This is a genomic window from Salinibacter altiplanensis, assembly GCF_002894645.1.
Classification (GTDB): Bacteria; Bacteroidota; Rhodothermia; order Rhodothermales; family Salinibacteraceae; genus Salinibacter; species Salinibacter altiplanensis.
Map to the genome: position 1 here is coordinate 232,371 of NZ_NCQY01000009.1, position 13,187 is coordinate 245,557.

Consider the following 13,187-nt stretch of genomic DNA (forward strand, 5'->3'; position numbering starts at 1 on the left):
GCCTGACCGGCGCAAACGGCCCTGGTCGGCACCATGGGGACGAGACTGTCTTCCGGAAACCGCCCCTCTACGCCGCCGCTGGACGGGCATCCGGAGGAAGCAGCCGCCGCAACAGAAGCGTCATGACGAGCGAGGCCTCGCGGGACGCCCCGCCTTTGAGCTCGTAGTCCGCCGCCACGAGGGCCGAGTAGGCATCGGCGATGGCCGAGCGGTCGTAGCGCTGGGCGGCGTGCTTGTACTCCTCCACGAAATAGGGGCTGACCCCGATGTAGCCGGCAAGGTCATACTTGTTTTCGCGCAGCGCCCCGGGCTTCTGCAGCTTCCAGAGCTTGTCGACGTAGCCATTCAGCACCGCCACCATCATGATGGCCTCGCTGCGGGGGTTGGAGGCCTGCTGCAGGATGCGGTCGACGATGCGCTGGGCGTCGGCGGGACGCCCCTCCCCAAGCGCGCTCTGCAACTCAAAGACGTTAAAGTCACGCGTCTGGCCACTGGCGGCGAGCACGTCGTCGGCCGTGAGCCGTGTGGCATCGCCGGCAAACGTGATGAGCTTCTCAATCTCGCTGGCGGCCCGCTGCAGGTCGGTCCCCACGTAGTCGGCCAGCATCTGGACGGCCTTCGGCTTGATCTCATAGCCCTGGCCCTGCACGTAGTCCTGAATCCAGCCCGGCATCTCGTTGTCGTACGGCGACTCGAACTCGGACCACGTGGCGTGCTCCTTCAGCGCGCGGTACGGGTGGGCACTCAGGTTCGGCTTACCGGTGCAGACAAGCAGGACGATGGCCTTCGGGTTGGGCTGGGAGGCGTAGTCCTTGAACTGGCGGTTGTTCGCAAGCTTCTCGAACTCGCGCACGACAACAACGCGCCGGGGGGCGCCGGCCGGAAAGCCCTGACACAGCCCAATCACCTCCGAGGCCTCGGTCTCCGACCCGTACACGACGTCGAGGTTGAAGTCATGCTGGCTCGGGTCGAGCGCCTCTTCGATGAGCAGCTCCTGAAGCTCGTCGGCAAGGAACGTTTCGTCCCCAAAGAAGAAGTAGAGGGGCTGAAAGTTGTGGTGCCGGAAGGCCGTGGCCAGATCGTCGTAGGACGGGCCTGTGTCTTTTGCCATTGCCGGGGATCAGGGTGTCAAGTGACGAACGCGAACACGCCTTCCTCTCTTTCTTCCCCCACGATTCGACCGCCCCGATTGCTAGGTGGGCAGGGGCTCGTCCTCGTCGGAAAGATGGGCCCCGTGGAGGCGATAGCCAAGGTCGCGGAGCCGCTGGAAGTCGCTCTTCGTCATGCGGTGAACCAGCCCAAAGAGAGTGAGCGTCTCGCCCCCCAGCGTGGCGGCACGGTGCCAGGCCTTGAGGGGCAGCCCCTCAAGACGTTCGGCAAGGGCACGCCGGGCGGCCTTCACCTCCCGAAGAATATCGTCGATGGCGCGCTCGTTCCAGCCCGCATCGTACACCTCCGCGTCAACGTCGACCGGCGACAGAACCGGCTCGTCGTGGCTTACGACCCGGTCGACCCGGGGCCGCCGCACCTCCGCGTCCAGCATGGCGATGGCCCCGTACAGCTCCTTCATCGTAAGGGCCTCGGGCTCCGGGCGCCCGCCGAGAATCTCGTCGGGAAGCCCGTCTACGACCGTCCGGAGGGCCGTCACCTCGTCGACGAGGTGGCCGAACTGATCCACGAGTGCCGTCCGCAGGGCCTCCGGATCATCGGCCCGCGCCTCGGCAATGTCGATTGTTTCTTCCATCTGCGTCTGGGCATGTCTGGAATGAACCGGATAGGGAGGCGCTGAGGCCAACGGAGGGGCCCTCCGTCCGACCAGCCGTGCCCCTCTCGGGTCAAGGGCTGTGGCCCGCCGCTCGGGCCTACTCCGCGGCGTGCTTGGTCTGGGGCGGGCCCTGTCGCTCGGTGCCCCACTCTTGGTTTCCCCCCGTGGCCATGCGATCCTCACGCTGGTGGGTGGTGTCCAGGTCGTCCATGCCCTCTTCGGCCAGCCAGTCCAGGAAGTGCTGGTCCTTCACGCTGTGGAGGTTGTTCTCCTTCTTGAACTCCCACTGCTGCCCGAACTGCTTATTCTTGTACTGCTCGAGGTATTCGAGCCGGTCCTGCATCTGCTCGCTGGGCCGCAGTAGGTCTTCGAGGTCAAAGACCGCCTCGTCGCGGCTCTGGAACGTGAGGTCGTGCTCCTTCGACATGACAATCGCCTCCTCCGGGCACACCTCCTCGCAGAAGCCGCAGTAGATGCAGCGGAGCATGTTGATCTCAAACCACTCCGGCTCTCGTTCCTTCACGTTGTCCACCTCCTTCGACTGCATGGAGATGGCAAGTGGGGGACAGGCCCGGGCACACAGGTTGCACGAGACGCACCGGGGCCGGTCGTCCTCCTCCACGAGCACCGGCCGCCCGCGGTAGCTGTCGGGCGGGTACCACTGCTCCTCCGGGTACTCGAACGTATAGGTCGGCTCGTTGGCCATTCGGTCAAACGAGTAGCCGAGCCCCTTAAACAGCTCCGGCAGGTAGAGGCTCTCCCAGAAGTTGAGGTCCCGCTCGTTCTCCGTCTTGGTGTTCTCGGGGGTACCAGGCATGGGCGTGTTGCGTCGTGAAGGAGTGCTACGTCAGGGCAGAGCGAGCGTCTGTCCACGTCACCAAGGGGTATACGCATGGCGGCCCGAAGGATTCCGGCCCGCAATCCCCGGCCCGTCAAGAGCCGATCCATTTCCCCACCTGGCCCCCTCGTCAGTTCATGCGGGGGTCGTCGGGGAAGTTGGCGAGGACGGCGTACTCCCCCCCCATGCGCCGCAGAATGGTACGCCAGAGCGAGTCGGGGCTGGTGTCGAAGACAAACTCGGCGGCGCCCGGGGCAGGGATCCAGGCCTCCTCGCCAATCTCATCGTCGAGCTGGCCCGGCCCCCAGCCCGCGTAGCCCAGGAAAAAGCGCAGGTCATCGGGCGCGGCGTCGCCCCCTTTGGCAAGCCGTTGTACCGTCTCAAAATCGCCCCCCCACGTCACGTCACCGGGCAGCACCACGCCCCCCGGGATGTCGTCGCGCATGTGGAGGTAGTGCAGCGTTTCGCGCTGGACCGGCCCGCCCATGTACAGCGACGGGTCGTAGGTGACGTACTCGTCGAGCACGTCCCCAAGCTGGACATCGAGCTCGCGGTTCAGGATGAGCCCGAAGGTGCCCTCCCGGTCGTTGTGCTCACAGATCAGCACCACGGCCCGGCGGAAGTTCGGGTCCTGCATCATCGGGGCCGAGATGAGGAGTGTGCCGGGACCAAGGTCGATCTCGTCAAAATCGGGCATTGGAGAGGACGGAGCGGGCTGGGCCGGGAGCATTGCGCCAATACGTTACTGAGCAGGATGCTACTGATGCCCCTGCCTCATGGTTCGCGCCGCCCCCCATCCGTGACAAAATCATTTTCCCCTGCCCCCTCCCCCCGTTCACCCAAACAACCGCCGCGTCCACACGTCAATCTCATCGAAGCCGAGCCCCCACGCCGCCCCGAGGTAGACGGCCGCGTACGCCGCCACCACGACCGGCGCTACGACGAGCACGGGCCCGTTCGGAAGGAGCCCCCACACGACCGCCCCCGGCCCAAGTGCGGCGAGCGCAAGCCCCCCCGTCCACCCGACCTGTCCCCACGGGAGGCCCGCGTCCGGGAGCGGCCCCCGGAGCCAGTACCGCAGCGCCGCCACCTCGACCCACGCCCCAACCGTCGCGCCCAGACTCAGCCCGAGCGCCCCGAGAAACAGCCCGTCGCCCGACAGCGGCCCGACAACGCGCTCAAGAGCCACGGTGTCGAGCCCAAACATGGCCGGCACCGCCACGACCGTCGAGACGGTGACACGCAGGACGGCGATCCAGGCCGGCGTGGTCGTGTCTCCGATCGCGTAGAAGGCGTTTTGGAAGAGCCGCGAGAAGGTCGTCGCCAGGATCCCGAGGCTGTACCCCCCCAGCACGATCGCCACGAGCCACGTGCTTGCCGCCTGAAACTGCCCGGTCCGGAAGAGCGCGCCCACCAGCAGGACGCCGAACGCAAGGTAGCCCACGACCGTGGGCACGGTGAGAAACGCAATCTGCCGCAACGAGCGGCGCAGGCGCGCCGAGAACGCCGCCACCTTCTCCTGCGTCAGGCGCGAGAGCTCCGGCAGCTCCGAGGCGGCCACCGACATGCCAAAGAGGCTGATGGGCAGCATGTAGAGGATCTGCGCGTAGCGGAGCGCGCTGAGGGCACCCACCGCCAGCCACGACGCCAGAAACAGATCCAGGTAGGCCGAGAGCTGGGCCACGCCCCGGCTCGCCACCACGGGGCCGAAGGCACTCAAGGCCTCGCGCACCCCCTCCACGCGCGTCGACACCGAAAACGAGAAGCCCTCCATGCGCCCCACCACGAACGGCAGCTGCACGCCAAACTGTAGCAGCCCGCCCCCGAAGGCGCCCACGCAGGCCATCAGGAGCAGGCGCGTCAGGCCGTCGCCCGCCAGGGCCTCCGGCGCCCCCGGCGTGCCGGCCAGCGCGTACCCGCCGCCGAACAGGGTGGCGATGATGGCCGCGTTCCACAGCGTGGGCGCCACGTAGGGGACGAAGAACTGCCGGTGGCTGTTGAGCACGCCTAACGCCCAGGCCGAGAGGACGAGCACCCCCGCCATGGGGAAGATGATGCGCACGGCCCGCACCGCCAGGTCGAACCGGTTGAGCGGCAGTGTGCCCGCCGCCACCCGTGCGGCATCGTCCAGGAAGCCCGGCGCCAGCACCGTCACGATCGGCTCCGCGAAGACGACCCCAAGCAGCGCCCCGCCGCCGGCCGCGGCCAGGAGCAGCCCAAAGATCGCCCCCGCAAAGCGCCCGGCCGCCTCGGGGCGCTCCTCCTCGATCAGGCGGCTGTAGATGGGAATGAAGGCGGCCGAGATCGTGCCCTCTCCCAACAGGTTCTGCAGCAGGTTGGGCGATTTGAAGGCCACCTGGAGCACGTCCGCGTGCGCCCCCACCCCGAAGAAGTAGGCCACTGCCCGCTCCCGCAACAGCCCGAAAATTCGGCTCAGGAAAATCCCACCCGCCACGGACCCCGCCGCACTTTCCCCTGCCGCACTCTCTCCCGCCGCGTCCGATTCCCCTTCCGCCGATACGGTCTCCGCTTCGTCACCCATCGCACACCTCAACAACCCAAGCACTAACGACCTCCCGTGCCCCCTTCTCTCTTTCCTCTTCCCCCACGCGCCCCCTACCATAGCCGATCCACGACGAGGTGACTCAGGTACCCGACGACCGCCGCGCCGTAGAACGGCAGTCCCACGAGCGGACGCCCCGGCACGTGCAGGTACGGCAGGATGAGCAGCGGGGACGGGACCAGCACCATCGCCCACCACGTGTGCGTCCAGCCGCGATGCGTGCTCAGGACCAGCAGCACCGCCACCAGGCCCAGGTAGGCCGCCGCCCGAAACTGCTCCGTCATCACCAGAAACAGGTCCACGGCGAAGAAGATCGAGTAGAAGACCTCTTGCCCCTTCGAGTCGGTGTCCACGTCGGGCCAGAGGCCAAACAGGAGCGCCAGCACCAGGAGCGACAGCGGGTAGCCCACCTGCTCCAGCGCCGTGAACTGCCGGTAGGCCGCGTCGATGGTAAACGCGTACCCCAGGGCCGCCAGGTACACGCCCCCAAACGCGGTTGCGCCCGCAATATGGCCCTTGTAGCCCGCCATCGAGGGTCCTGACAACTGTCGATTTGCAAATGTCGAGGGTCAAAGGGGGAGGCGAGAGGGGAATCCAACCTGGAATCGCCCCCACCTCCCGACCCGCCCTACGCAATACGAAACCCGCAAGACCTCTCCTCTCCCACGCATCACGCCTCACGCATCAACACGCCTCACGCATCAAAGAGAAACCGCGTCGCCAGCCGGTACCCCGCCGCCCCAAACCCGCTCATCTGCCCCACACAGGCCGGGGCGATCCGGGACGTGCGCCGGAAGTCCTCGCGGGCGTGGACGTTGGACAGGTGCACTTCCACCACCGGCGGATCGATGGCGGCCACCGCATCCCGCAGGGCGACGGACGTGTGGGTGTACCCGCCCGGATTGAAGACGACCCCATCGACCCCATCCTCGTGCGCGGCATGGAGGTGATCGATGAGCGCCCCCTCGCTGTTCTCTTGTTCGAAGCGGAAGGTCACTTCGGGAAGCTGCTCGTCGAGATCCGACTCGATGTCGGCGAGCGTGGTGGTGCCGTAGGTGTCCGGCTCGCGGACGCCAAGCAGGTTCAGGTTGGGGCCGTTGAGGACGAGGAGGGACACAGACCGGAGCGGGTGGTGAGGAAAAAACTCCCTCCAATCAATTGCCGACCGCCCGGAAAGGTTCACGGCCTGTTCGGTCAGGTTCCAGTCACGCCTCGGAACGGCGACCAGCCGCCGCCCTGTCATATTTTTTGACACCTCCTAACGTTTGCAATTTTATGAGGAACGGGACCATATTGTGAGTGTGTGAAGTGACGGGTTAAAACGGCCTCTCCTGCGCACTAGGGCTCCCTCTCGACACGACTTCTCAAATGCGCTCGCTCCGCTTGCTCGGTTTCGCCACGCGACGATTCACATCTTTTGGCCTGCAATTCGGGGGACTGATGCCTGATTCTACCTCTTTCTTATACCGCCGAATCGTTCTTCTGATAGGCCTCTGCCTGCAGCTTTTGCCCACCCCTGCAGCCGGACAAACGGACACCGGCCCTACAGCACAAGCCGTCCCTTCCGCCCCAGCTTCCGACAGCCGCTGGAACGCAAACGAACTTTCTCGGCGAACCGGAGCGATGACCGGTGCCCAGACGGACGCTGTAGACCTCCAGGCTGGAATTAGGGCTGGCCTCAACGTCGCCACCTTTAGGGGCGACGAGGCAAAAACGATTCAGACCCTCTTTCGGAGAATCCCGACCGTTTCGGGGACGAATGAAGGGTGGCGCACCGGCTTTATGGCGGCCGTGTTTGTCGTCGCCGACTTTGGCGGGCCCGTCGCTCTTCAGCCCGAGATGAGATACATCCAGAAGGGAAACCAGATTGAGTTCACCGTTCGGAATTCCGATGGGGAAATAGAATCGGGGAGCATTACGACAAAGGCCGATTACATTGAGGTTCCGATTCTGGCACGGGTCGAGCTTCCGGCGGCTGGTCCGGTCGCGCCTCACGTCCTGGCGGGGCCTACGCTTGGATTCAGCGTCAACACGGCAGCCGAAGCAACGCTTGGGGAGAGGTCGCAGGCGATACGCGTCGGCGAAGATTTCAGTGGAAATGCCATCGGCCTGGACTTTGGCGCCGGCGCGGACATCGAACTCGGAGCGGCCACGCTAACTGTGGATGGCCGATTCGGCCTCGGGTTGTCCGACGTGCCCGGTCTTCGGTTCTCCGCCCAAAACCGGGGAATTGCGGTAACGGTCGGAGTTGTCTTTTGAATTTGGTTCAACTGCAGGAGGACAGTTTTCGTAGTCCGAGCCAGTTTGCTCTCGTTTTCCTGCCTGTGTTTCCTTGCTGATCAGTTTTGCCATGCGACGCATTTTGCTTCCTGTTCTCATAACGACTGGCCTTGCGGCTTTACTGATGGCCGCGGCCTGCTCGACCGCTCCGCAGCCACTGGAGAAAAAGTCCGAACCGACTTTTGATGAGGGCGAGTACGGGGGCGAACCGCTACCGGGCACCGAGCAAGTTACCATCGTGGAACCAAGTCCAAGTGGGGATCGCTTCGCGCTGATTCGTAGGCGAACCCCTGGAGAGCCGTCTGATCCCCGATTTCAACTCTGGATCGTTGATGGCGACGGATCGAATCCACGGCTAATCAGCGTCAACACCCATGACGTGGCCTGGCATCCGAGCGGCGATCGCGCAGTTGTGACTGTGGCGACTGGCATTGACTTCTACGTCTACACGATCGACCTGGAGACGATGGAAACGACGCAGTGGACCGGCAAGGAGAGTCAGCGGCTTTCTTTCCCCGTGGTAAGTATGGCCGGATGGTTTCGCGACGGCCACCGCCTTCTCGTTTTTGCAAACCAAGAAGCATATCAGCAACCGTTCCCAAGGGGGCTGTATGTCATTGATACTCGCGATTCGACGACAACAGGTCCTCTAGTCAAACTGTTTTCCACTACCCGCCTCGGGAATCAAGACCGATATACTGTTGGGAAGAAATACGTTCGGAGTGACGATCCTAGCAGTGGAAACTTCGCACGATACGACTTTGACGACGAGTCCTGGCGTTGGATCACAGACTTTCCCAAAGACTCTCTCCGGTTTGTTCAAAAGCCCGTACCGAGCCCGACCAGTGATCTTATTATACAGGCACAAGAGACAGGCAATGCAAAGCAGCTTTTCCTAATGAACCATCGCGGCAAGGACGTACGGCAGATTACTGAGTTCGGCGGAGACATTCCAGTCTGGAGTTCAGATGGCTCATACGTCACGTTCCGCCGGGACGTGCACCGGGGCGAGGGGGCCCGGTATGTGCCCTTTAAGTTCAACTTGAAGACAAGGGAGGCCGAGCCCCTCTGGCCAGTCTCGCCCGACTCGGTGCCGGACTTTCCCGACCTCTCGACGCAAACCCTCGACAAACTGAAACCACGGAGATGATTGCTTTCTTCTGACCCGCAGAAAAAAGTCCCTGACGTGCTGTCGGCACGCCAGGGACTTGATGCGCAATCCGGACGTGCCGAAACGATTCACGGAGGTTCTTTCCGGCGAGCCCGGTGGCGTATCCACCCTTTCGGGCACAGATGCCTCCGCCGTCCAGTCGACCAACCCGGCAGGGAAGACCTATAATCTTCAGGCTAGTCGTATCGAGGAGGAGGTCATCCTGACCTGGAGCGGCGGAAAACATTCAGCACAAACCACATTTGCCGTTCAGCACCGCACGGACCCAGCAGAGCAGTGGTCGAAGATCGGGACCGTCGCGACCTCCGACTCGGTGCAAACCGATGAAGTGAAAGGGCCAGCTTATCGCTTCGAGGCAGGTGGCTTGGCCGTTGGGACACACCAGTTCCGTCTTGCGCACGCTGGTCCTCAGAGGGTTGAAAGTCGGCGGTCTGGAGGAAAGACAAAAGCCTCTCGGGTCGTATCTGCAACGCTTGAACTGGACGGCGCCTACCGACTGTCGACGTATCCGAACCCAGTGCGGGAACGGGCGACCGTCGGGCTCGCGGTGAAGGAACAACAAGACGTGCAGGTACGTCTCTACGACGTGCTCGGGCGGCAGATAGCGACACTACATGACGGACTGCTACCCGCACAAGAGGTGCAGCGGCTACAGCTGGACGTGTCGACGACCGGCCTCACGAGCGGGACCTACTTCCTGCGGGTGACCGGCGAGGACTTTGCCACCACCGAGCAGATTACCGTCGTGCGGTAAAATTCTTCTACATCAGTCCATCACTGCCCCTCGTCCAGCACACCGCTGGTCGGGGGTTTTTGTTTTCTCTATTTGGCGGCATCGTACGCCGGCACCTCCAGGGTGAGTCCGTCGTGGGCAAGGTGGACGTCGTCGGGGAGGGCCGCCTCCGCCTCGGCATGGCGCACGTCGTGGGTCATGTGGACGAGGTACGTCTCCCGTGCCCCGATGCGGCGGGCGGCGGCCACCGCTTCCTCGAACGAGAAGTGGGTGGGGTGCGATCGAGGGCGAAGGCCGTCCAGAACGAGCGTGTCGATGCCCTGCAGCTGCTCAAAGCTCGCCTCGGGGATGGTGCTCGCGTCCGTCAGGTACGCGAAGCGGCCGAGGCGATAGCCGTAGACCGACACGGTACCATGCATCAGTGGAATCGGATCGACGGGCACCGAGGTCTCCTCATCGGTCCGGCTTGGCACGCGGAACGGGGCGTCCACAACCTTCATCTCCAGGTTCGCGGCGCCCGGGTACGGGTCCACGCCGAAGACGTAGTCGTAGTTGCGCCGGAGCACCGCGGCGGTGTCGGCGTGCGCGTAGCACGGCATCACGCGCCGGTTGTCCCGAAAATAGGGCCGCAGGTCGTCGAGGCCCACGACGTGGTCGAAGTGGTAATGGGTGTAGCAGACGGCGTCGATGCGACCGATGTCCTCGCGCAGCGCCTGCGTTCGGAAGTCCGGCCCCGTGTCGATCAGAAGGCCCATGTCGCCCACCTCAATGTAGCAGGCACACCGGGTGCGCGTGTCGCGCGGATCGGGAGAGGTGCACACCTCACAGTCGCACCCGAGGACGGGCACGCCGGTGGAGGTGCCCGTCCCCAGCAAGGTGACGGTGACAGGGGGCGTACGGGCGTGACGGTCGGCCGGCGGAACGTCTGTGGACACGCTGGGGCTAGTTGCCATGAGAGGCTCGGGCCGCCGACGCGTCTTCGGGCCAGGCTTCTTCGAGGGCCCGGCGCACCGCCGGCTTTAAATAGATGGTATCGAGTGGGGCGTCCCGCAGGGCCTCGGCCAACACCACCAGCTGCGTCTCCGGAAGGTCGTTCGTGTTGATCATGATCACCTCCTTCCCCTCCACGACACAGCGCCCCCCGCGGAAGTTGCCAGGCTCGGCCCGCACCTCAATCCCCAGCCGACCCGCAACGCCTTCCAGCTCGTCAATAATCGCAGTGGTATCCATGCTGCACTGTCACACCCCAGTCGAGAAATACGTCTCCATTTCATCTCGGGCGATCCCCCAGTTGTTTCCCTCGCGCCCGTTCCTGACTACGGCGACTCCGAGAGGGGCTCGCCGGACGCATCCATCATCCGGAAGCTGTGCGGCGGCACCGCTGCGTCTTCCTCCACGTGCACACGCACGAGGTGCTCCATAAACCAGCGAGTGGCGTGCGTGGGCACAGGCCGTCGCAGAAACGCCGCCACGAAGGGATGCACCCGGAGCGTGACGGCACGGTGGGTGTCGCTGTGCGCCACGAGCCACTGCTCGATGTCCTCGACGAGTTCGTCGGGGACGGCGTCGGTCTCTGTAGGCTCGTCCGACGAGGCCGAGCGGGGCTCCGTGTCCCCCGTCGCCTGCTGGGCCCGTGCCGCCTCTAGCTTGTCTTCGAGCGTCTGGATTTTTTGCCGCAGGGCCCTCATTTCCTCATCCGGGGTGTCCTCTTCGTCCCGCAGGCGCTCGACCTCCTGTTCCCGCTTCTCCACTTCCTTCTCCAAGCTCTGAATTTTGCGCTCGGCCTGGCGCAGCTCTTTGGGGTCGGCCCCATTGTCGCCGTCGTCGGACGGCGTCCCGTTGGCCGACGCGAAGGTCGTCGTGATGCTGGGCCGGAGCCGCTGGCGGGTGATCTCGACCAGTCCAAAGTCGCTCATCGGCAGCACCTTCGTCACCGCCCGGTCCTCTTCGAAGCCCTTTTTGATCTCATTGTAGACCTTCTTCTTGTCACCCTCGTCCCGCAGGTCGATGAAGTCGACGACGATAATGCCACCCAGGTCACGGAGCCGAATCTGTCGGGCAATCACGCGGGCGGCCTCCAGGTTGACGTTGAGCGAGTTTTCCGCCTGCGACTTGCCCTTTCCGGAACGACCCGAGTTTACATCGACCACATGCATCGCCTCGGTCTTTTCGATGAAGAGGTAGCCGCCGGATGGCAGCTCCACACGGTCCTTGAACGCACGGTCGGCCCCGTGCCGGATGCCCACCGACTCGAAGACCGGCTGGGTGCCTTCGTGCAGCTCTACCCGGTCTACCAGCTGCGGCCCCACGGCCCGCACATAACTCTGGATGCTGTTGTGTAGCCTCTCATGATCGACCAAAATCCGGTCGTACTCCTCCGAAAACTCATCGCGCACGATGGAAGAGGCCATGTCTACATCTTTGTGCACGAGCTCCGGGGGGCTCGGCTTGTCCTTCAGGCGCGTCTCCACACGACGCCACCGTTCCATCAACAGCTTCATGTCCTTGTCCAGTGACTTGGCGTCTCGATCCTGGGCCACGGTGCGGACGATGACCCCCACGCCGTCGGGAACGAGGCTGCTGGCCAGGGACTCAAGACGGCGGCGCTCTTCGTCGCTGGTAATCTTGCGGGAGACGGCCACGTAGTTTTGGAGGGGCACCAGCACGAGGAAGCGCCCTGCGAGCGAGATGTCCGTGGAGATGCGGCTGCCCTTGTTCGAGATGGGCTCTTTGGTAACCTGGACGAGGATCGTCTGCCCGCGGTTAAGGATGTCGGACGGGCGCTTGTCCCAGTCCTTCTTGCCCCTGGGCACATCGATCGCCTCTGCCTTTGGCGTCTCAAGCCCGAGGAAGTCGAGCAGGTACGGCAGGTTGTCGGACAGGTCCGAGAAGTGGAGGAAGGCATCCTGCTCCTGGCCAATGTCCACGAAGGCGGCCTGGATGCTGGGCATTACCTTTCGGATCTGCCCGAGATACAAGTTGCCGATCGTGCGTTTGTGCTCGGCATTTTCAATGTAGAGCTCCGCGAGCTTGCCATCTTCGACGATGGCGATGCGCGTCTGCTCTTTGCCGACGTTGAAAACAATTTCTTTGGACATATGTGGGGTCGGGGTGTGCCTGCCCCTGTGCCGGCTGGCGGGTGTGGGTCCAACGGAATCTTCGCGACATCAGTACAAGCGAAACAACGGCGAAGGAACCGAACGGAACTGCCATCAGGGTGGGCCGGGGATACACGACCGGCTGCGGGGCGCCGCTGTGCGACACGCCCGCAGGCCCTGAACCGGCACCGAGTGCTCGGGCACGGATTGGTGACTCGTGAGCAATGGGTTCGAACGGGGGCTGTCTCTCTGCGCCAGGACACAGCCGCATAGAATGGGATGCTGGTCAGCGGACGGAGCCCGAACGGGGACCGCGACGGGGCACAGACCGCGCATCTGCTGTGCAGAGCGATCGGCCTACGCGTCTTCGTCCCCGGGCTCGACCCGTGAGCCGCACTTCTACGTCCGGCCGCCCACGGGCACGCTTGCATCCTTGGCACTCACAGAGGTGTTTTCCGCGAATGCTGAATATCACTAAGGGATATTGTCTTTCCGTCCCGAATGATCCCAAAGGGGAGCCAAGTCCCTCATATGAGGCCTAATCACCCCCTTAAATCAAAATTCGTGGGGTCCTCGCGCCGTCATTTGTATAATGACTTTTCCCATATGTAACCCTTCGGCGTCACGTACAACCCCATGATGGAGAGTTCTCCGTACTGGGGGGGCTCCCTTTGGGCCTTTTGCAAATGCGTTCCCGAGAGGACGTTCGTTTCCCGGGCGCGGCTCTCCTGCGTCATTC

Annotated in this window: 13 protein-coding genes; 3 read left to right on the forward strand and 10 right to left on the reverse strand. The window is 63.9% G+C overall.

The features are described 5' to 3' along the window. Positions 1 to 67: 67 nt before the first annotated feature. The 7 genes from holA to aroQ all read right to left on the reverse strand — a co-directional run bounded on the left by holA (position 68) and on the right by aroQ (position 6,283). Positions 68 to 1,111, reverse strand: a complete 1,044-nt coding sequence (holA, locus tag B7R93_RS04295; RefSeq protein WP_103019590.1) for a DNA polymerase III subunit delta — start codon at positions 1,109 to 1,111, stop codon at positions 68 to 70. An 81-nt stretch (positions 1,112 to 1,192) separates the two neighbouring features. Further along, positions 1,193 to 1,744 (reverse strand): DinB family protein, encoded by a 552-nt coding sequence (locus B7R93_RS04300; RefSeq protein WP_103019591.1) that lies wholly within the window; start codon positions 1,742 to 1,744, stop codon positions 1,193 to 1,195. A 118-nt stretch (positions 1,745 to 1,862) separates the two neighbouring features. Next, positions 1,863 to 2,582: a NuoI/complex I 23 kDa subunit family protein gene (locus B7R93_RS04305; RefSeq protein ID WP_103019592.1), complete on the reverse strand. Its 720-nt coding sequence runs from the start codon at positions 2,580 to 2,582 to the stop codon at positions 1,863 to 1,865. A gap of 151 nt (positions 2,583 to 2,733) precedes the next feature. Beyond that, entirely contained in the window at positions 2,734 to 3,300 is a 567-nt protein-coding gene (locus B7R93_RS04310) for a YqgE/AlgH family protein (RefSeq protein WP_103019593.1), read from the reverse strand. A gap of 138 nt (positions 3,301 to 3,438) precedes the next feature. Then, positions 3,439 to 5,145: a murein biosynthesis integral membrane protein MurJ gene (gene murJ, locus B7R93_RS04315; protein WP_103019594.1), complete on the reverse strand. Its 1,707-nt coding sequence runs from the start codon at positions 5,143 to 5,145 to the stop codon at positions 3,439 to 3,441. 74 nt (positions 5,146 to 5,219) lie between these two features. Next, on the reverse strand, positions 5,220 to 5,696 hold the full coding sequence (locus tag B7R93_RS04320; protein ID WP_103019595.1) for a metal-dependent hydrolase: 477 nt from the start codon (positions 5,694 to 5,696) through the stop codon (positions 5,220 to 5,222). A gap of 164 nt (positions 5,697 to 5,860) precedes the next feature. Continuing rightward, positions 5,861 to 6,283, reverse strand: coding sequence for a type II 3-dehydroquinate dehydratase (gene aroQ, locus B7R93_RS04325; RefSeq protein WP_103019858.1), 423 nt, complete (start codon positions 6,281 to 6,283; stop codon positions 5,861 to 5,863). A 506-nt stretch (positions 6,284 to 6,789) separates the two neighbouring features. Between aroQ and B7R93_RS04330 the strand changes: the two genes are divergently transcribed. The 3 genes from B7R93_RS04330 to B7R93_RS04340 all read left to right on the forward strand — a co-directional run bounded on the left by B7R93_RS04330 (position 6,790) and on the right by B7R93_RS04340 (position 9,371). Next, the gene (locus B7R93_RS04330; RefSeq protein ID WP_157942190.1) at positions 6,790 to 7,425 is read left to right on the forward strand and encodes a porin family protein; all 636 of its coding nucleotides are present in this window, start codon (positions 6,790 to 6,792) and stop codon (positions 7,423 to 7,425) included. A 91-nt stretch (positions 7,426 to 7,516) separates the two neighbouring features. Continuing rightward, positions 7,517 to 8,596, forward strand: coding sequence for a TolB family protein (locus tag B7R93_RS04335; RefSeq protein ID WP_157942191.1), 1,080 nt, complete (start codon positions 7,517 to 7,519; stop codon positions 8,594 to 8,596). Positions 8,597 to 8,657: 61 nt separating this feature from the next. Beyond that, on the forward strand, positions 8,658 to 9,371 hold the full coding sequence (locus B7R93_RS04340) for a T9SS type A sorting domain-containing protein (protein WP_157942192.1): 714 nt from the start codon (positions 8,658 to 8,660) through the stop codon (positions 9,369 to 9,371). A gap of 68 nt (positions 9,372 to 9,439) precedes the next feature. Here the strand turns inward: B7R93_RS04340 and B7R93_RS04345 are convergent, their stop codons facing one another. The 3 genes from B7R93_RS04345 to B7R93_RS04355 all read right to left on the reverse strand — a co-directional run bounded on the left by B7R93_RS04345 (position 9,440) and on the right by B7R93_RS04355 (position 12,448). Then, positions 9,440 to 10,285 carry an MBL fold metallo-hydrolase gene (locus B7R93_RS04345; RefSeq protein WP_103019599.1) on the reverse strand — a complete coding sequence of 282 codons (846 nt, stop codon included), beginning with the start codon at positions 10,283 to 10,285 and terminating at the stop codon, positions 9,440 to 9,442. A gap of 7 nt (positions 10,286 to 10,292) precedes the next feature. Next, positions 10,293 to 10,580 (reverse strand): hypothetical protein, encoded by a 288-nt coding sequence (locus B7R93_RS04350; protein WP_103019600.1) that lies wholly within the window; start codon positions 10,578 to 10,580, stop codon positions 10,293 to 10,295. A gap of 86 nt (positions 10,581 to 10,666) precedes the next feature. Further along, entirely contained in the window at positions 10,667 to 12,448 is a 1,782-nt protein-coding gene (locus B7R93_RS04355; RefSeq protein WP_103019601.1) for an Rne/Rng family ribonuclease, read from the reverse strand. Between the last annotated feature and the right edge of the window lie 739 nt (positions 12,449 to 13,187).